The sequence below is a fragment of the Salinisphaera sp. C84B14 genome (genome assembly GCF_040361435.1).
In the GTDB taxonomy this organism is placed as follows: Bacteria; Pseudomonadota; Gammaproteobacteria; order Nevskiales; family Salinisphaeraceae; genus Salinisphaera.
This window is the reverse complement of the sequence record NZ_APNL01000002.1, coordinates 91,515-109,260: the sequence shown is the minus strand read 5'-3', so window position 1 is coordinate 109,260 and position 17,746 is coordinate 91,515. Positions and strand designations below refer to the sequence as shown.

The following is a 17,746-nucleotide window of genomic DNA, read 5'->3' as shown; positions in this document are numbered from 1 at the left end:
ACGGCATGCCGCCGGCCCGCCCGGCGACGCCCGCCTGACTATGGCAACTACGCGACCGGCGCCGTGTCGGTTTCCGCGAGGGGATAAGGTTGGCTAGGACGCCGGCGCCGGCCCCTGGATGACGTGCACCAGGGCATCGGGGCGTATCCAGCGCTTGAAGGCTGCCTGGATCGCCTCGGCATCCAGCGACTGGTACGCCCGTGCGGCACGATAGGGCGCGTCCAGCGGCAGGCCGTTCTCCACGCGCGAGAGCAGCCCCATGCCGATGGCGCCGGCACTGGCTTCGCCCAACGGTACCTGGCGCACGAGCCCGGCCTGGGCACGATGCAGTTCGGCAGCGGATACCGGTGCCTTGGCCATATCGGCGAGCGCATCGGCAATCAGGCGATTGGCTTCGGCCACTTTGTCCGGCTGGCTGCCGTATTCGAACGCCAGCCGGGCGCGGGTACGGTCGGCCTGCAGGCCGGAATGAATGTAGTACACCAGCCCGCGCTCGGCGCGCAGCTCGCGATAGAGCCGGCTGGCATAGAAACCGCCGGTGAGCACCTGGTTGCCGAGTTCAAGGGCGCGGTAATCTTCGTCCGTCGGCTGCAGGCCCAGGGTTTCGGCGACCTGAACCGTGTCCTGTACGCGGGCGCTGTCGGGCACGTGCACGGTGGCGGCTTTATTGGCGGACACTGCAGGTAGGTCCACGTCGGGCGTTGGCCCTTTGGCTTTCCAGGCGCCAAAGTTCTTTTCTACCGCCTTGCGTACCTGGGCGGTATCAACGTCGCCGACGACCACCAGCGTGGCCAGGTCGGGTCGGAATGTCTTGTCGTAGTAGTCGGTGACGTCGGCCAGGGACAGGCCGTTCACCGTGGCCGGCGTGGCATGGCGCAGGGTCGGATCGTCGTTCGGCAAGAGCGCGCGCTTGAGCGCCTGCCCGGCATGAAAATCCGGGCTGGTCAGCTGGCCGGCCACCGCGCCGGCCGTCTGGGCCTGCACGACCTTGAAGGCCTCTTTGGGCAGCGCGGGAGCCAGCTCGTTTTCGGCGAGTAGCGCCAGGCCGCGGTCGAAGTGTTCGGGCAGCACGGTCAACGAGAAATCGCTGCCGGCGCTGGCCTGGGCACCGATCGCATCGAGTTCGGCCTGATAAGCCACCCGGTCGTGCTTTCGGGTGCCGTAATCGAGCAGGCTCGACAGTACGCCGTCGATGCCTTCCTTGCCCTTGGGCGCCTGCAGATAGGGTTCGTTACGGATATGGCCGTAGACGTGCACGGCATGGGTGGCATCAGTGGGCACCACGATCAGACGCAGGCCGTTGTCCAGCGTGCTTTGTTGCGGGGTAACGCGCGGCGTGGGCGTGTCGATGCTGGCCAGCGGTTTGGCGGCCCAGTCCGGCAGGTCGACATCGGCCGCATGGCTCGGCGCGAAGGATTCGCCGCCGCCGAAGCCGTCGCCGGCGGCGGGTGCGCCCGAGCCTTCGGGCGTGAGCACCGTCAGCACGCTCTGGTCTGGATCGAGCATACGTTGTGCCAAGCGATTGACCGCCTTGGCGTCGACGCGGCGAATGGCGGCCAGCTGGGCATCCGGCGAGGCCAGGCCGTCGATCGCAACCGCCTGCGACCACTGCTCGGCGAGCCCTTCGATGGAATCGCGGGCGGCGGCGTTGCGGGTCGTGAGCTGGCGTTTGGCGGCTTCGACCTGCTCTGCGCTTGCGCCTTTGTCCGCGATATCGCCCAGCACGTCGCGCATTTGCGCCACCAGGGCATCGCTGTCGGCGCCCTTGGGAAAGGCCGCGGCGGCATAGGCGATGCCGGCTTCGCGCAGGCCGTCGAGGGCGAACTGGGTGCCCAGGCTCTTGCCGGTGGCCACCAGCCGGCTATACAGCGCGCTGCGCGGGTTGTTGAGGATGGTGGCGAGTACATTGGCGGCGGCGTACTCGTCGGCGCTGTGCGTGCCGGGGGCACGAAAGGCGAGGTAGGCCAGGCCATAGCCGGCATCGGTGGCCATGCGGATAGGCTCGGCATCCACCGGCGAGAGCGCAACCGGCGCGGTCTTGGGCAGTTCGTGCGGCTCGATATCGCCGAACAGGCGGCCCACGGTGGCCAGGGTCTGCTTGGCGTCGACGTCGCCGCTCACGATCAGGGTGGCGTTATTGGGCGTATACCAGCGCTCGTGAAAGGCCTTGAGCATCTTGCCCGTGGTCTTGTCGAAGGAGGCTTTCGTGCCGAGCGCGTCGTGGGCATAGGGCGTGCCCGCGAACAGCTGCTCGCGCAGGCGGGTATAGGCGACATAGTCCGGACTGGACAGATCGCGGGCGACTTCCTGCTCGATGGCGCCGCGTTCCTTCTCCCAGGCGCTCTGATCGTTGGCGACCGAGCGCATGCGCTCGGCGTGCAGCCGTAGTGCCACCTCGAGATACTGGGCCGGCACGGTGAAGTAGTAGCGGGTGACTTCGTCCTGGGTATCGGCATTGAAGCGGCCGCCCATGGCCGCGGCAATGGCCGAGATCTGCGCCGCGGACAGGTCGTCGGTGCCGCGAAACATCATGTGTTCCTGCGCATGCGCCATGCCGGGAAAGCCGGCCGGGGCATCGCGCGAACCCACGTCGTAATTCATCATCGTGGTCACCGTGGGCGCAAGCCGGTTCGGCACCACGATGACCTGCAGACCGTTGTCCAGCGTCGTACGGCGTACGGCGTCGTCTTGAGCGGGGGCTGCCAGCACGGGTAGGGCGGCAGCCCATAGGCACAGCAGCAGCAGGGGGCGTAGACGGGTCATGGGGCCTCGCTCATCGTTCGACGCAATATGGTTGCAGGCTACAGACAACCATTTGCCCCTGCGAGTGCCCGGGCGGCTACTTTTTGCCGAAAATTTCCTCGCGCAGCGCGCCCTGGGGCATGCCCTGATGGATATCGATCTTGCCTTCGGCGTTGCGATACACCAGCCCCGGCGTGCCCTGGATGCCCAGCGACGACATCAGCATGTTGTTGGCGGCGACCTTTTCGCGCAGTTCGGCCGGCATGTCCTCGAGCGGCTCGATCCCGCCACGGCTGTAGTTCTCCTCGTGCCGGGCCAGTGCTGCGCTCGGGTCGTCGGCGCCGAGAATGGCGGCCGCCTTGCCGGGGCTGGACGGCTTGATGATGCCCACCGGAATATGGCGCAGCTGTACCTTGCCGGATTCGACCCAGGGCCGGGCGACTTCGTAGAACTTGTGGCAGTACGGGCAGTTGGGGTCGGTGAACACGTAGATCACGCGTTTGGCGTCGTCATCGCCGTCGGCCACCCAATTGGATTTTTCCAGCTTCGGCCAGGCGCTCTGGATATCGGGCTGGGTGATGGTGGCGTCCAGCACCTCCTGGCTCAGGTTCTTGCCGTCGGCGTCGAGCATCGGGCCGATGATCACGTGCTCGCGATCCGGGGTGAGGTAGAGCGTGAGCGGGCGGTTGCCGGCACGCGCGGCATAGCCGGTCATGCCGCCGGGGGCATCGAAGGCCTCGACGATGGTCAGGCCCTTGCCCTCGAGATTGCGAATCGGCGCCGGCCATTGCGGCGCGGCGACAGCCACCGCGAGCGGCAGCGTGGCAAGCAATAGGCCGGCAGCGATTAAGGGCCGAGCAAGGCGTGACATGAAGACTCCTGAACAAACGGGTGCGCCTGTGGCGATCGCGCCAGTCTATCTGAATCGACGATCGCGACGGGGCCAACGGCGGCCGATGTTTGCTGCAATGCAACAAAACAGCATAGGATCGGTCTTAGCGCGCACGACGTGCGATACGCGCGTTCAGCGCGAGGGTTTGTAGGTAAATGCAATGAAACGACTTCACGAAATGCGCAACGATGGCGGCAGCCTGCTTTCAGGGCTGTTCGACCGTCGTTTCACCACGGTGATTACCACCCAGATGGTGCCCACCATCTATACGTTGGGCCAGCTGCTGTCGGGCATGGCGACCGTCTACGTCATCTTCTGGGCGTTTCAGCAATCCTGGATCAGCGGTCTGGCCTGGCTGTGTCTGCTCGGGCCGGCCATGTTTCTGGCCCTGGTGGTCACGATTCGAGTCATGCTCGAGTTCGTTTTGACCGTCTTCCGGATCGCCTTCTTTCTGGAAGCCCTGGGCGGGCAGATCGAGAGCATCGCCGGCCAGACCGAGGATATCCATCAGGATTTGCCGCGTATCCGCTTCTGGCGCAAATCAGCACGCGGCAAGTAGGCCGACTGTCACCGGCGCCGCGGACAAACTTCTGCCCTCGGCGCCGGCGGCAGGCTTCATGACTGCAGGCGTCGGCTCAGACGCCGCCGTCCACGTCCAGAAACGCGCCGGTGGTGAACTTCGCCTCGGTGAGATACAGAATCGCCTCGGCAATATCCTCCGGCTGGCCGATCCGGCCCAGCGGAATGGCCGATTTCGCCTGTTCGGGTTTGTCCGGCAGGCCGCCGCTGGCATGGATTTCGGTATCCACCACGCCCGGCCGTACCGCGTTCACGCGAATCTGGTCGCCCGCGACTTCCTTGGCCAGCCCTTCGGTGAGCGTGTCGATTGCGCCCTTGGAGGCACCGTAGTCGATATACGTACCGGCACCGCCGCCGCCGGCCGCATGGCTGGCCGCCGAGGAGACGTTCACGATCGCCCCGCCCGGGCCGCCGTAGGACGTGCCCATGCGCCGGATCGCTTCGCGCGCACACAGGAACGGGCCCACAACGTTCACCGACATCATCCGCGCCACGCGTTCGGCGGACATATCCGCCACCTTGGACGGCTGATCGACGATGCCGGCGTTGTTCACCAGCGCGGTGATACGACCCAGCTCGTCGTCCACGGTCGCGAACAGGCGTACCACGTCCTGTTCGTTAGCCACGTCGGCCTGGATGGCCATCGCCTTGCCGCCGTCCTTTTCGATTGCCTTGACGACCGCGTCGGCGGCCTCTTTATTGCTGTGGTAGTTCACCGCCACCGCATAGCCGTATTTCGCGGCCATCAGGCAGGTGGCCGCACCGATGCCCCGGCTGCCGCCGGTGACCAGCATCACTTTATCCATGACTCAACTCTGCAGAGAATGATGGTCACAGGGTAACGCCTGCCCTTTACACACGCATAAACATCAGCACGGTCATGATCGAGCCGATGGCCACGATGCCGATGCGGTGCCAGCGCGGCGCGATGCGATAGCCGAACGCCGCGCCGATCCAGCCGCCGAGCATGGCGCCGCCGGCCATGAGTGCGGCCAGCGGCCAGTCGATGAGACCGAACGCCGCATACACCGATACCGAGATCGTGGTCAGCGTGGCCGACATCACCGCCTTCATCGCCACCGAGGTCAGCAGCCGGGTCTGGCCCAGCAGCCCGAGCAGGGCGATTACGATGATGCCCACGCCGCCGTTGAAATAACCGCCGTAGGTACAGGCGAGATAGAGCGCGATGGTCGCCACCGGCGTGCTGGCCTCGCGTTCGGCCATGCGCTGCTTGAGCCAGGGGGCGGCCGCGAAGATCAGCGTGGCCACGCCCATCAGCCAGGGTACGATCGCCGCGAAGGCGCGGTCGCCGGTGAGCAGCAGCAGCGAAGCGCCGCTGATACCGCCGGCCGCGGCGATTGCCACCATCGCCGGCAGCGACAGCGCGGCCGGCGGGGCCACATCGCGACGGAACCGGAACAGCGTTGTCGCATAGCCGGGCAGCACGGCCGTTGCGCTGGTGGCATTGGCCACGGTCGGCGGCAGGCCGTGAAACAGCAGGGCCGGCAGGGTGATGAAGCTGCCGCCGCCGGCCAGCGCGTTGATCGCGCCGGCCGCCAGGGCCGCGACGAAGAGCAAAGCGATATCCAAGAGCCAGTTCACGCGATGGAAAGAGCGTGCTCAGTCTAAGCCGTCGGCGGCTGCGGTGCGCGCCGCAGCCGACATGTTGTGCCGCTCAGGTGTAATCAACACCTGTGGCGCGAATGTTCGGCTTACAGGCGTTCGTCGCCTTTGGTCATACGGGCGATCAACGGTTGCTTGAGGCCATGGGTGTGTACGAACGCCATCGCGATATGACCGGCAATCAGGGCGAACAGAATCCAGCCGAGAAAGCCGTGCCATTGGTTACCGAGATTGCTCATCCACTCGATCTTGGTTTCCATGCCGTCGAAGATCTGCACGCCGAGCGCCGAAAAGGGGCGCGTGCTGCCATAGGCGCGGATGACCGCGACCACGGGGACCGCGATGAGCAGCACATACATGGCGACATGGCCGAGCGCGGCCGCGCGCTGCAGGCCGCCCGCATGCGACGGCCGGCGCGAGAGGTTGAGCAGCCCCCAGATACCGCGCAGCACTGCCAGGATGAGAATCAGCACGCCGTTGGAGAAGTGGTAGCCGAAGAAGAAGTCGGTGACCGGCGTATCGTCGAAAAAGTAGTGCAACGCTGCAGATGTCGCCTGCCATACGAGTAGCAGTGCCATCGACCAGTGAAAAAATCGACTGACCAGACCGTAACCGTATGCGTGGTCCATGACTCGAGTATCCATGCGAACCCCTTGGCGTGCGTGCCGATAGTGTCGGTGAAGCGAGGTGACGGGGCGTTGCGCCTGGCAAACCGTACAAGGCACGACGGCGCCGCCGAGCGCTTCGATCAATTCCCCAGGGAAATCCTAGCGTAATCGGCTTGCCAACGCGTGGGCAGAACGTTGCCGCAACGTTTGCACGAACGCGGCCGGGCCGGGATGACGGTGCTCGGCCCCGACGGGGTCTGGCCGGCTTGTTCGGTTTGCGTCGCGGCGGTCAGGCGCGCCGGCGGCGTTCGCTCGGCGCGATGCCGTAGACGCGCCGATAGGCGGTCGCGAAGTTGGCGGCGCTGGTATAGCCGGCAAGTTCGGCGGCGGTCACGACGTTGACGCCGTCTTCGCGCAGGGCACGATCGGCAGCCTGGAGACGGCGTTCGCGCAGAAACTTTTGCACGCTCATGCCATAGCAGACGTTGAAGTGGCGCTGCAGGCTGCTACGGCTCATGCCCGCCTCGCGCGCGAGTGCATCGACGGTCAGTGGCGCCGCCGATGGTTTGTCGACGAGATCGCGCATGCGCCGTAGCCGGCGTGCATCGATCGGCCGCGGCGGCTCGTCGGTGGCGGGCATAGCCAGTAGCGCGGGCAGGGCTTCGGCGACCATCGCCAGGGCCAGGCTTTCGCAGCGCAGCCGTCGCGCCGGGCCGGCGCTGTCGCCGCTGCTGTCCGCGGCGATCAGCACCTGGGCGCTCGCGCACAGCGCGCTGCTGGGCTGCCAGGGCTGCATGCACAGGTGCGGCGTATCCAGTAGATGCATGCTGCCGCGGCCGTCGCCGAGCGTGACCAGGCGTTGGCGCAGCCAGTCGTGCGGTACGGTCAGGGTGAGGCTTTGTTCCCGGCTGTTGCGTCGCGCACGGCGCTCGAAGATTGTCGGTTCGTGCAGATGCACGGCACAGGCATAGCGCGTGCCGGCCCCGGCCGGTAATGGGCGATCGCCGAATCGCACATCGACTTCCCCGGCGAGCACCAGGATCAGCTTGAGGCCCGGGCACAGCTGCAGTCGGGAGCGCATGTCCTGGCGGTTACGCACGCTGGCATGTCGCAGTACCAGCCCGCCCGGCAGGGCATCGACACCGAACTGACCTTCCAGGGGCGGCGAGTCGTCGGCGACGCGCGTCTGGTAGTCGCGGCCGAGATGCGCCGCATGCCGGTTGAGTTCGGCAGCGCCGATGAAGCGTTCGAGACGGGCAGGGTCGGTCGCGGTGTTCGAATGCAAAGACATTTGAGCGTTTCGCAAAGGTTTGGGCGGCAAGCCTCTGAAATAATGCGCGGCACAAAGTGTAAATGCAAAAGATTCGCATTCGCACACGGTTGAACTTGCAATCGCCCGGCGTTGCCGCGCGTGGTTTCACATTGGGGGGAATATGAACGGCTGCATCAAAACCCGGCAATCGCTTGGTACACCGCTGTTGCTTGGCGTGGTCATACTCGCTTCGGCCATGCCGGCCGCGGCACAGAAAGACGGCGCTGCCGGTGACGAGCCGCTTCAGCTCGAAATGGTCACCGTCGAAGGCAATCAGCTCTACGACATGCTGCCGTCCGAGCAGACCGGCGGCTATGCGGTGGATGCGGCTACGGTGGGTACCAAGACACCGGCCGCACTCAAGGATATTCCGCAGTCGATCAGCGTAATCACCCGTGAGTCCATCGAGGATCGCAACGTGGATACGCTCGACGAACTGGCGCGGCGCACGCCGGGCCTGCGCGTGCTCACCAACGATGCCGGGCGTTCGTCGATCTATTCGCGCGGCTACGAATACGACGAGTTCAATATCGACGGCCTGCCGGCGCCCATGGCCAGCATCAACGGCACGCTGCCCAATCTGGCCGCCTTCGATCGCGTCGAGGTGATGCGCGGGCCGTCCGGGTTGTTCAACAGCAGCAGCGAGCTGGGCGGCATCGTCAACCTCGTGCGCAAGCGCCCGACCGAGGACGCCCAGGGCCACGTGATCGGCCGCTATGGCAGCTTCAACCAGTACTATCTGGAAGGCGACGCCTCCGGCCCGCTGACCGAGGACGGGCGCCTGCGCGGGCGCGCGGTGGTCGCACAGAGCGATACCGACGGCTTTGTCGACAACAACGACAACAACTCCCAGAGCTTCTACGGCACCCTCGAATACGATATCGATCCGGATACGATGGTGTCGGTGGCCTATCTGCGTCAGCAGCGCGATATCACCGTCAACAACGGCCTGGCCACCGATGCCGACGGCAGCCTGCTGGACGTGGACCGCTCGACGTTCTTCGGCGCCGACTGGAACGATTTCACCGCCACCACCGACGACTTCATCTTCGAGCTGACCCATCGCTTCGAGTCGGGCGGCTTCGGTCGGGTGGGCGCGCGCTATTCCAACCGCAACGCCGACTACAACTATGCCTTTGGCGGCGGCCCGGTGGCCGCGGATGGCACCGTGCCGGTATCCGCCACGGCCGGTGATATCGACCAGAACACGCTCGCCGTGGATGCCAGCTATAGCCAGCCGTTCGAAACCTTCGGCAACGTCAGCGAATTCGTGGCCGGCGCCGACTACAAGCACTACGACACCGACTCCATTCGTGGACGGGCACGCCTGGGCCGTACCGACGCCGATGATTTCGAAGACCTGGCCTATGTCGACGTGCTCGCCAGCGGTTCGCTCACCGACAACACGACCAAGCTCGAAGAAATCGGCCTCTATACGAAGCTGACCTTCCGTCCGGTCGAGCCGCTGGCCCTGATCGGCGGCGTACGGGTGAGCGACTACAAGGTCGAGCTCACCGACAACACGGCAGGCACCACCGGCTCGCGCGACGACAATGGCAAGCTCACCCCCTATGCCGGGCTGGTGCTGGACGTGGATCGCCACCACGCCCTGTATGCCAGCTACTCCAAGGTGTTCAACCCGCAGACCGCCTACGACATCAACGGCGATCTCATCGAGCCGCGTGAAGGCACCCAGTACGAAACCGGCGTGAAGGGCAGCTATTTCAACGGCGACCTCAATGCCCGTGCCAGCCTGTTCCGGATGTACGACCGCAACTACGCAGCGGGCGTGCCCGGCGAAAACTACAACGAAGCCATCGGCCAGCGCCGTATTCAGGGCGTGGAGTTCGAGCTCGACGGCTCGCCGATCGAACAGCTGGATATCATCGCCGGCTATACCTATCTGGATACGGAAGTCGAGCGCGGCGCCGACGAGGCCACCTTCGTGCTCATGCCCGATCACATGTTCAACCTGTGGACCAAGTACGCCTTCGATTCCGGCCTGCTCGATCGGGTGAGCATCGGCGCCGGCGTGACCGCCTTCAGCGACTTCAGCTCCCTGCAGGGCGTGGAAGCGCCGGGCTATGCGGTGGTCGATGCGATGGTGGGCTACCAGTTCACCGACAAGCTTTCCGGGGCACTCAACGTGAACAACCTGCTCGACAAGAAGTACTACAACCGCGTCGGCAGCACCGGCACGTTCAACTTCTATGGCGAACCCACGAGCGTGGTCGGCTCCCTGCGCTACGACTTCTAGTGCGCCGGGGCCAGATCGCGAAATCCAGGGCGGGGGGCGTTGCGCGCCTCGCTCTGTGTTGTGTGCTGGTGATGGGCGGGTTCGCCCCGGCCATGGCCCAGCCCGATCTGAAGACCGTGGTCCACCCCGAGGCCGCGGCCGCGCTGCGCCACGAGTCGATCGTCGATCCGGCGACCGGGCGGGTCTATGAACTGTTGATCTCGCAGCCGCAAGCGCCGGCGCCGGATGCCGGTTACCCGGTCGTGTTCCTGTTCGACGGCAACCGCACCGCGCCGGCCGCGCTGGCATGGCTGCAGTCACATGAGCTGGCCGATCGCGTGCTCGTGGTCGGCCTGGGCTATCCCGATACCGTCGCCTTCAATATTCCGCGCCGGTTTGAAGACCTCACCCCGAGCGCGGTGGCCGGGAGAGCGGGCAGCGGTCAGGCCAGGGCATTTCTGGATTTCGTCGAAGCCCGCGTCAAGCCGCGTATCGCCCGCGACTACCCGCTCGACCCGGCACGAACCGCGCTCTACGGGCATTCTCTCGGCGGGCTGGCCGTGCTGTTCGATCTGGCCCATCATCCGGCCCGCTTTTCCGCCTATTTTGCCGCCAGCCCGTCGCTGTGGTGGGACGATGTCCGGGTCATGCCGCAGCTACAGCAGGCCGTACAGGGTGATTCCTGTGCTCGCAGCGCGCCAAAAACCGTGATCATCACCGTCGGGGCCAAGGAGCAACCGTTGAATACCGCCCAAACAGACAACCCCGAGCGTGCCGCCAAGCTCGCGCGCCGGCAGATGGTCGCCAACGCCGCGCAGGCGAACGAAATACTGGCCCGCTGCCCGGCATTCGACGTGGACTATCGGCTGCTGGCCGGTGCCGGGCACGGCGCGGCGCTCGATCGCGGGCTGTTCCACGCACTGGCGCGCTGGCTGGGCCGCGCCGCCACGGCCGAGCCCACGCCATGAGTGCACGTGGCCCCTGGCCGGTACAGGTCACCGACGTGGCGCGCTTGTCGCCCAGTCTGCTGCGTGTCGAGCTGGCCGGCGAAGACGGCGTGCTGTCGGGCTTTGCCGGCGATCATGGCGGCGCGCATATCAAGATCTTTCTGCCGGGGCCGGGTGAAACCGCGCCCGCGCTGCCCGAACTCACGCCCGACGGGCCGCGCTGGCCACAGTCGCGGCCGATCACGCGGACCTATTCGGTTCGCTATTTCGATGCGTCTCGACAGCGCCTGTACGTCGATTTCGTGCTGCACGGCGACGACGGCCCGGCCTCGGCCTGGGCCCTGCGCGCGCGGGTGGGCGATACGATCGGCGTGGCCGGCCCGGGCGGGCCGAGTCCCATGCTCGCGCCCGCGCAGCGCGTGCTGCTGGCCGGCGATATCACCGCACTGCCGGCGATCGCCGCCCTGCTGGAAAGCCTGCCGGCCCAGGTATCCGGGCATGCGATCGTGCAGTTGCCGGCCGAGGCCGACCGGCCCGAACTCGATTACGCAGCCGCGGTCACCATCGACTGGCTACGAGCGCCGCATGCCGACCATGCCGATACGCCCATGGTGCAGGCGCTGAAAGCGCTGGCGCCGCCGAGCGAGCCGGTCGCGGCCTGGGTGGCCGGCGAAAACGCCTCGGTGCTGGCCATGCGCGCGCATCTGCGCGATGTCTGGGGGCTGGCGCGCCAACAGATCTATGCCGTGCCGTACTGGAAAGCCCGTGCCAGCGAAGAGGCCTATCACGCCGAGCGTCATCGGGTGATGGACAACTTCGAGAGCTAGCGTCTGATCGAGCCGGGTACGGCGTCGCGGGCGCGGCGTACGTTGGCCAGCAGCGGCGCGCCGGTATCGGTATCGGTGACCAGCGTACAGTCCACGCCGTAGAGTTCGCGGACCAGCTCGCGGCTGACGATTTCCGAGGGCGGGCCGGCCGCGACCACGCAGCCGTCGCGCATGGCCACCAGATGGTCGGCATAGCGACAGGCGTTGCCCAGATCGTGCAGCACCATCACCACCGTCTTGCCCTCGGCGGCGAGATCGCGCACCAGCTCGAACACTTCGATGGCATGGCCCAGATCGAGGGCGGTGGTAGGTTCGTCGAGCAGCAGCACCGGCGTTTGCTGGGCGATCGACATGGCAATCCAGGCACGCTGGCGCTGGCCGCCGGACATGGCTTCCAGCGGGCGGTGTGCCAACGCCTGCAGATCGGCGGCGGCCAGGGCGGCCTCTACAACGGCGCCGTCCTCGGCCGACCACTGGCGCAGCCAGCTCTGGTGCGGCTGACGCCCGAAGCGGATCAGTTCGGCCGCGGTCAGGCCTTCCGGGGCGGTTACGTTCTGGGGCAGCAGGGCCAGCGCCCGGGCCAGTGCGCGTGCGCCGTAGCTGCGAATATCGCGGCCTTCGAGGGTAATACGACCGGCCTGTGGCGTATGCAGACGTGCCAGCGCGGACAGCAGCGTGGATTTGCCGCAGCCGTTGGGCCCCACAATCGCGGTGACTTGTTCGCGAGGAAAGGCGATATCCAGCTCGCTGAGCACCGGGCGCCGACCGTAGCTCACGCACAGCTTTTCGGCCTGCAGCGGGCTGGTCAGCGACAGGGGCGGCGCGTCGAAAGGCACGGTCATACGCCTATTCTGTGGCCTGGGCGTAGCAGTATCCAGAGCAGCACCGGCGCGCCGACCACGGTGCTGATCAGCCCGACCGGAATCTCGATCGGCGAGAACAGCACCCGCCCGGCCAGATCGGCCGCCACCATGAGCAGGGCGCCGGCCAGCATGGCGCCCATCAGCGGCACGCCGCGTCGCGAGGACAGATGGCGGGCCACTTCCGGGCCGATCAGCGCGATTAGCCCCACCGGGCCGGCGACCGCCACCGCCAGCGCGGTCAGGCCCACCGACAGCGCCAGCGCGCCCAGGCGGATGTAGCGCACGCGAATCCCCAGGCCTTGGGCCACGCCTTCGGAAAAACGCACCACCCCCAGCGCCCGCGCCAGCGCCGCCGCGCCGATCAGGCCGATCACTAGGCCGACGGCGAGCATGTTCAAGGCGAGCGCGCCCACGCCGTTGAGGCTGCCCACCGTCCAGGGATAGGCCGCATTGGCGGCATCGATCGCGCTGCGGGCGAGCATGAGCCGCGTGATCGCATCGAAGGCCGCGCCCACGCCGATGCCCGCTACGAGAAAACGATAGCCCTGGGTGCCGATGCCGCCCGCCAGACCGAAGGCGATGGCGGTGGCCACGCTGGCCCCGACCAGCGCCATCGCCGGCGGCGCGATGCCCAGGCCCACGCCCAGCACCGAGGCCACGGCGAAGGCGGTCGCGCCGTTGTCCAGGCCGATGATGCCGGGGGTGGCCAGCCGGTTGCGGGCAAGGGTCTGCATCAGACAGCCCGCCAGCGCGAAGGCCGCCCCCGAGAGCACGCCGGCAAGCAGCCGCGTGGCGCGCAGCTGCTGGACGACGAATACGTCCATGCCGTCGCCGTAGCCGAACAGCCCGGCGATCGCGGCGCCGGGGGCGATCGATACCTCGCCCAGGCACAGCGATGCCACGCAGGCGGCAAACAGCGCCGCGGCCAGCAGCAGATTGGCCCCGCAGGCCCGCTTGTCGAGCAGCAACGAGCGCCCGCTGCGAGCCGGGCCGAGCGGCAGGCGCCAGCTGCCGGCGGGCGCGATCGTATTCTTTGCCTGCTGGCTGGCGGTATTCATAACGTGGGCAGACGCCGCGAGCGCACGACGGCCACCAGCACCGGCGCGCCGATCAGGGCCGTGAGCACGCCCAGCGGCAGTTCGGAGGGGCGTACGACCAGTCGCGATACCACGTCCGCGCCGAGCGTGAGTGTGGCGCCGATGGGCAGACACAGCCAGAGCGTGGCGCGTACATCCGGGCCGACCAGCGCCCGTGCCACGAAGGGTGCGACCAGGCCGATGAAGGCGATCGGCCCGGCGATGGCGGTGGCCGATCCCACCAGCAGCGCTACGGACACGACCACCAGCAGGCGAACCAGTCGGGGCCTGTGCCCCAGCCCGCTGGCCACGTGTTCGCCCAGCGCCAGCGCGGCCAGCGGCCGGGCGATACCGATGACCATCAGCGCGGCCACGGCGAGGCCCGGCAGCAGCGCAATCACGTCGGCCGGGCGACGGCCGGCAAAGCTACCCACGACCCAGAACCGGATTTCGTCGGCGGTGCGTTCGTCGAACAGCAGCACCAGCGAGGTCAGCGCATAGAGCAGGCCGGAAAGCACCGCGCCGGCGAGCACGAGCCGCACCGGATCATCACCGGCGCCGCGCACGCGCGAAGCCGCGAGTACGGCCAGACAGCCGGCCAGCGCACCGAGCTGGGCCACCGGTACGCGCAGGGTGGCTGCATCCGCGCCGAGTGCGATGGCGATGGCCACCGCGAAGGTGGCGCCGCCGCTGACCCCCAGCAGGCCGGGCTCGGCCAGCGGGTTGCGGGTGACCGCCTGCAGCAACGCCCCGGCGACCGCCAGGGCCGCGCCGACCAGTACGCCGATGGCGGTACGCGGTGCGCGCAGCGATTCGATTGCGAACCAGGCGTTGTCGTCGGCGACGCGTCCGCTGAGCGTGCGTATGAGCGTATCCAGGGACGCGACCGGGCCCACGGCACCGGCGCCGAAAAGGAGGCTGGCTGCGCATACGATCAGCGCAACGCCGGCCAGCACTGCGAACCACAGGCCGACGCGGCGCTGGGGCGTTTTGCCAGCAGTGCGGGGGCGCTCGCTCAAGGCCGGGCGGCGATACCCAGCGCGCGGGCGATGTGGTCGAGAATCGCGTCAGCGGCCAGCGGGCCGGAGGCACTGGTCCAGAGCTGGCCGTCGACGGGTACGACATGATCGCGCTGCACTACGCTCAGGCGTTCGAAGGCCGGCGAGGTGCGGGCCTTGGCCAGCGCGGATTCACCGTCGTCGTTGAGGGTGGCCAGAAACAGCCAGTCGCTGTCGATACGGTCCAGGTTTTCCAGGCTGAGCGGATCGCTATGCGGGCGATCATCGGCGATGTCGTCATGGTCGGCCGTCTCGAAACCGGCCGCGGCCAGCACCCGGCCGCCGAATATTTTCGACGACATGACCAGCGGGCCCTGCGGCATCCAGCGCGCCAGCGTGGCCTCGGTATCGGCCGGTACCTGCGCGCTGATCTGCTCGGCGCGTTTGTCGAAGGCCGCGATGAGTTGTTCGGCCTTGTCTTCGCGGTCGAGCGCGCGTGCGAACAGCCGGGTTTCGTTCTGCCATGCATCGGGGCCGAAGGCGGCGTTCTTTGGTACCACGGTTGGGGCGATCTTCGACAGCAGCCGGTACTGCGGTTCGGACAGGTTTGAAGACGCCAGGATCACGTCCGGACGCTGGGCGACCACGGCTTCGATATTGCTCTCGCGCGCGGTGCCGACGATGGCGATACCCGGCACGCGCGCCTGCATGTAGTTGGCCACGCTGTTGCCGCCGCGCGTGGCCACGGCTGCGACCGGTTTCGTGCCCAGGGCCACAGCGGCATCGAGCGCGCCTTCATACAGGGTCACGACCCGCTCGGGGGTGCCGTCGATCTCGACCTTGCCATAGGCGGTATCGAGCGCGCGCGCGGCCTGTGCCGGGCCGGCAAAAACGGCCAGAACGAGGATTGCGATGACGCCGAGCGCACTGCGCCGGCCATTGAAAAACGACATGGGTGAAGCTCCGTGATGGCGCACGGTCGGGGTCGCGACCGTGCAGGATAATGCGCGCCGCCACCGAGAGCCAGCGGCGGCGCGTGCGACGGATTTGCCGGCGGCGCTAAGACGGTGTTCAGAACTCGACGTTCATGCCCAGCCAGTAGCGGCGCCCGTCCTCGACGAAGCCGTATTCTTCGTAGTTAACGTCCTCGTCGAACAGGTTGTAGACGCCGAGGTTGAGCGTGGTGGCATCGGTCAGGGCATAGCCCATGCCGGCGTCCACGAAGGTGTAGGACGGCGCGATCAGAGCGCTCTGCGAAGGCCCGGTGGTGGGCTGGCTCTCTTCGCCGCGATAGGTCAGGCGCGCCCAGGAGGCGATGCTCTGCGTGGCCTGCCAGTTGGCCGAGGCGCTGAACAGATGCTTGGGCAGCTGGGTGAGCGGTTCGCCCTCGTATTCGCCGGACTTCTGTTCGGAATCGGTATAGGTATAGCTCGCGGATACGTCCACGGTGGTGCTCACCGGGGCCGACAGGGCAACTTCCACGCCCTGGGTGATCGCTTCGTCGACGTTGATGCGATAGGTGGGGTCGGAGCCGAACTGGTTGGCGCCGTCGCTACAGATATCGATCGGGCAGGCCACGCGGGTGATCTTGTCGTCGAAGTCGTTGTGAAACAGCGTCAGGCTGGCGTTGGCGCCCCAGTCGCTGGCATAGAGCAGGGCGATCTCCTTGTTGACCGAGGTTTCCGGTTCCAGATCCGGGTTGCCGTAGATATTGCCGCCGCGGCTGACCTGGCCGAAGTCGGGCGTGATCTCGCGCAGATCCGGGGCCCGGAAGCCGGTCGACACGCCGCCCTTGAGGGTCCAGTTGCGGGTGGGGTTCCATACGCCGTACAGGCGCGGGCTGAGGTGCGAATCGAAGTTCTCGTCGTGGTCCAGGCGCAGCCCGCCGGTGAGTGCGAAGGTGTCGGTGAGCATCCACTCGTCCTCGGCGAACACCGCCCAGATGTCTTTTTCGACATCGGTGAGATCGGAGATCTGGTTGGTGGTGTCGTCGGCCAGTTCCTGGCGCTCGGCGCTGGCGCCGAGAGTGACGACGTGCATGCCCAGGGGCACGACCACGCTGGTCTTGGCCACCGTGTTGGTGATCTCGATTTCGCGGCTCGAGTTCTCCGCCCGTTCGCGCTGGATATAGGAATCGGTGGTGCCGAAGTCCCAGCGGCCCTGGTGGGTGAGGGCGTAATGTTCGCGCGAATAGCGGTTGAACGAATCGGTACAACCACCGCGACAGCCCGTCACCCGGCCGGAGCGGCCGACGTTCTGTTCGCGTGTCTGTTCCTCGGCGCCGGCTTCGAGGGTGAAGTCCTGGTTGTCGGTGGGCGTGAACGCCAGGCGTGCGGTGAGATTGCGCAGGTCCTTGCCTTCATAGCCGTCGATGATCTCGTCTTCGGCGCGACGGCTGACCTTGCCATAGAGCTGCAGGCCCAGCAGGTCCTGCTTGAGCGGGCCGCCGACATAGAAATTCGCGCTCTGCCGATTCCCCGAGTCGCCGTCTTCCTGGATGATGGCGTCGGCCTGTACGGCGCCGCCCCAGTCCTCGGGCACCTTGCGGGTGATGATATTGATCACGCCGCCGATGGCGTCGGAGCCGTAGAGCGTGGACATCGGCCCGCGGATGACCTCGATCCGGTCAATAGCCTGCAGCGGCGGCAGAAAATCCTGCTCGAAGCCGGCGCTGCCGTTCGGGCGGGTTTCGCGGGTGTTCTGGCGCTTGCCGTCGACGAGGATCAGCGTATAGGCGCTGGGCATGCCGCGGATGCTGATATCGCGGCCGTTATCGCCCGCGCCGCCGCCGGTGACGATCACGCCGGGTACGTCCTGCAGCGCATCGGTGACGTTGCGGTAGTAGCGTTTTTCGATCTTTTCCTGATCGATCACGCTGATCGAGGCCGGCGCGTCTTCAATCTGCTGTTCATGGCCGGAGGCCGTCACCACGACCTCGCCGAGCGACATCGCCTCCTGGGCGTTCGCGCCCGTACTGCTTCCCACAACAATCGCGACGCACAGCCCTACCCGGGCACGCTGAATACCGGTCATTGATCCCCCA

Annotated in this window: 15 protein-coding genes; 4 read left to right on the top strand and 11 right to left on the bottom strand. The window is 66.9% G+C overall.

Annotation, left to right across the window (positions count from 1 at the left end):
- Positions 1–93: 93 nt before the first annotated feature.
- Together C84B14_RS01970 and dsbG are read right to left on the bottom strand one after the other, a co-directional pair.
- A complete protein-coding gene (locus C84B14_RS01970) occupies positions 94–2,763 on the bottom strand; it encodes a M16 family metallopeptidase (protein WP_353221627.1) in 2,670 nt (889 codons plus the stop codon).
- A 76-nt stretch (positions 2,764–2,839) separates the two neighbouring features.
- Positions 2,840–3,613: a thiol:disulfide interchange protein DsbG gene (dsbG, locus tag C84B14_RS01965; RefSeq protein ID WP_353221626.1), complete on the bottom strand. Its 774-nt coding sequence runs from the start codon at positions 3,611–3,613 to the stop codon at positions 2,840–2,842.
- Positions 3,614–3,794: 181 nt separating this feature from the next.
- Between dsbG and C84B14_RS01960 the strand changes: the two genes are divergently transcribed.
- Positions 3,795–4,193 carry a DUF4282 domain-containing protein gene (locus C84B14_RS01960; RefSeq protein ID WP_353221625.1) on the top strand — a complete coding sequence of 133 codons (399 nt, stop codon included), beginning with the start codon at positions 3,795–3,797 and terminating at the stop codon, positions 4,191–4,193.
- Between the two features lie 76 nt (positions 4,194–4,269).
- On the opposite strand, the gene C84B14_RS01955 is transcribed toward C84B14_RS01960, so the two are convergent.
- The 4 genes from C84B14_RS01955 to C84B14_RS01940 form a co-directional block, all read right to left on the bottom strand.
- A complete protein-coding gene (locus C84B14_RS01955) occupies positions 4,270–5,019 on the bottom strand; it encodes an SDR family oxidoreductase (protein ID WP_353221624.1) in 750 nt (249 codons plus the stop codon).
- Positions 5,020–5,065: 46 nt separating this feature from the next.
- Complete coding sequence (locus tag C84B14_RS01950) at positions 5,066–5,815, bottom strand: sulfite exporter TauE/SafE family protein (protein ID WP_353221623.1); 750 nt, start codon at positions 5,813–5,815, stop codon at positions 5,066–5,068.
- 110 nt (positions 5,816–5,925) lie between these two features.
- Entirely contained in the window at positions 5,926–6,480 is a 555-nt protein-coding gene (locus tag C84B14_RS01945) for a cytochrome b (RefSeq protein ID WP_353221622.1), read from the bottom strand.
- 253 nt (positions 6,481–6,733) lie between these two features.
- On the bottom strand, positions 6,734–7,735 hold the full coding sequence (locus C84B14_RS01940) for a helix-turn-helix transcriptional regulator (protein WP_353221621.1): 1,002 nt from the start codon (positions 7,733–7,735) through the stop codon (positions 6,734–6,736).
- 142 nt (positions 7,736–7,877) lie between these two features.
- On the opposite strand from C84B14_RS01940, the gene C84B14_RS01935 reads away from it, so the two are divergent.
- From C84B14_RS01935 to C84B14_RS01925, 3 genes are all read left to right on the top strand, one after another.
- Positions 7,878–10,013: a TonB-dependent siderophore receptor gene (locus C84B14_RS01935; RefSeq protein WP_353221620.1), complete on the top strand. Its 2,136-nt coding sequence runs from the start codon at positions 7,878–7,880 to the stop codon at positions 10,011–10,013.
- A gap of 92 nt (positions 10,014–10,105) precedes the next feature.
- Positions 10,106–10,960, top strand: a complete 855-nt coding sequence (locus C84B14_RS01930; protein ID WP_353221619.1) for an alpha/beta hydrolase — start codon at positions 10,106–10,108, stop codon at positions 10,958–10,960.
- Positions 10,957–11,766: a siderophore-interacting protein gene (locus tag C84B14_RS01925; protein ID WP_353221618.1), complete on the top strand. Its 810-nt coding sequence runs from the start codon at positions 10,957–10,959 to the stop codon at positions 11,764–11,766. The genes C84B14_RS01930 and C84B14_RS01925 overlap by 4 nt, the downstream gene beginning before the upstream one ends.
- Here C84B14_RS01925 and C84B14_RS01920 read toward each other — a convergent pair.
- The 5 genes from C84B14_RS01920 to C84B14_RS01900 form a co-directional block, all read right to left on the bottom strand.
- On the bottom strand, positions 11,763–12,608 hold the full coding sequence (locus tag C84B14_RS01920; protein ID WP_353221617.1) for an ABC transporter ATP-binding protein: 846 nt from the start codon (positions 12,606–12,608) through the stop codon (positions 11,763–11,765). The genes C84B14_RS01925 and C84B14_RS01920 overlap by 4 nt on opposite strands.
- On the bottom strand, positions 12,605–13,687 hold the full coding sequence (locus C84B14_RS01915; RefSeq protein ID WP_353221616.1) for a FecCD family ABC transporter permease: 1,083 nt from the start codon (positions 13,685–13,687) through the stop codon (positions 12,605–12,607). Before C84B14_RS01915 ends, C84B14_RS01920 begins: the two co-directional genes overlap by 4 nt.
- The gene (locus C84B14_RS01910) at positions 13,684–14,724 is read right to left on the bottom strand and encodes a FecCD family ABC transporter permease (RefSeq protein WP_502949881.1); all 1,041 of its coding nucleotides are present in this window, start codon (positions 14,722–14,724) and stop codon (positions 13,684–13,686) included. The genes C84B14_RS01915 and C84B14_RS01910 overlap by 4 nt, the downstream gene beginning before the upstream one ends.
- Positions 14,721–15,656, bottom strand: a complete 936-nt coding sequence (locus tag C84B14_RS01905; protein ID WP_353221615.1) for an ABC transporter substrate-binding protein — start codon at positions 15,654–15,656, stop codon at positions 14,721–14,723. The genes C84B14_RS01910 and C84B14_RS01905 overlap by 4 nt, the downstream gene beginning before the upstream one ends.
- A 118-nt stretch (positions 15,657–15,774) precedes the next feature.
- Positions 15,775–17,736: a ligand-gated channel protein gene (locus C84B14_RS01900; protein WP_353221614.1), complete on the bottom strand. Its 1,962-nt coding sequence runs from the start codon at positions 17,734–17,736 to the stop codon at positions 15,775–15,777.
- Positions 17,737–17,746: the final 10 nt, after the last annotated feature.

What these genes read in the sequence shown, in the direction of transcription:
- C84B14_RS01940 (WP_353221621.1), bottom strand. Translation starts at nt 7,735, where the DNA reads ATGTCTTTGCATTCGAACACCGCGACCGACCCTGCCCGTCTCGAACGC.
- C84B14_RS01915 (WP_353221616.1), bottom strand. Translation starts at nt 13,687, where the DNA reads ATGAATACCGCCAGCCAGCAGGCAAAGAATACGATCGCGCCCGCCGGC.
- C84B14_RS01900 (WP_353221614.1), bottom strand. Translation starts at nt 17,736, where the DNA reads ATGACCGGTATTCAGCGTGCCCGGGTAGGGCTGTGCGTCGCGATTGTT.
- C84B14_RS01960 (WP_353221625.1), top strand. Translation starts at nt 3,795, where the DNA reads ATGAAACGACTTCACGAAATGCGCAACGATGGCGGCAGCCTGCTTTCA.
- C84B14_RS01970 (WP_353221627.1), bottom strand. Translation starts at nt 2,763, where the DNA reads ATGACCCGTCTACGCCCCCTGCTGCTGCTGTGCCTATGGGCTGCCGCC.
- dsbG (WP_353221626.1), bottom strand. Translation starts at nt 3,613, where the DNA reads ATGTCACGCCTTGCTCGGCCCTTAATCGCTGCCGGCCTATTGCTTGCC.
- C84B14_RS01955 (WP_353221624.1), bottom strand. Translation starts at nt 5,019, where the DNA reads ATGGATAAAGTGATGCTGGTCACCGGCGGCAGCCGGGGCATCGGTGCG.
- C84B14_RS01905 (WP_353221615.1), bottom strand. Translation starts at nt 15,656, where the DNA reads ATGTCGTTTTTCAATGGCCGGCGCAGTGCGCTCGGCGTCATCGCAATC.
- C84B14_RS01920 (WP_353221617.1), bottom strand. Translation starts at nt 12,608, where the DNA reads ATGACCGTGCCTTTCGACGCGCCGCCCCTGTCGCTGACCAGCCCGCTG.
- C84B14_RS01945 (WP_353221622.1), bottom strand. Translation starts at nt 6,480, where the DNA reads ATGGATACTCGAGTCATGGACCACGCATACGGTTACGGTCTGGTCAGT.
- C84B14_RS01935 (WP_353221620.1), top strand. Translation starts at nt 7,878, where the DNA reads ATGAACGGCTGCATCAAAACCCGGCAATCGCTTGGTACACCGCTGTTG.
- C84B14_RS01925 (WP_353221618.1), top strand. Translation starts at nt 10,957, where the DNA reads ATGAGTGCACGTGGCCCCTGGCCGGTACAGGTCACCGACGTGGCGCGC.
- C84B14_RS01930 (WP_353221619.1), top strand. Translation starts at nt 10,106, where the DNA reads ATGGCCCAGCCCGATCTGAAGACCGTGGTCCACCCCGAGGCCGCGGCC.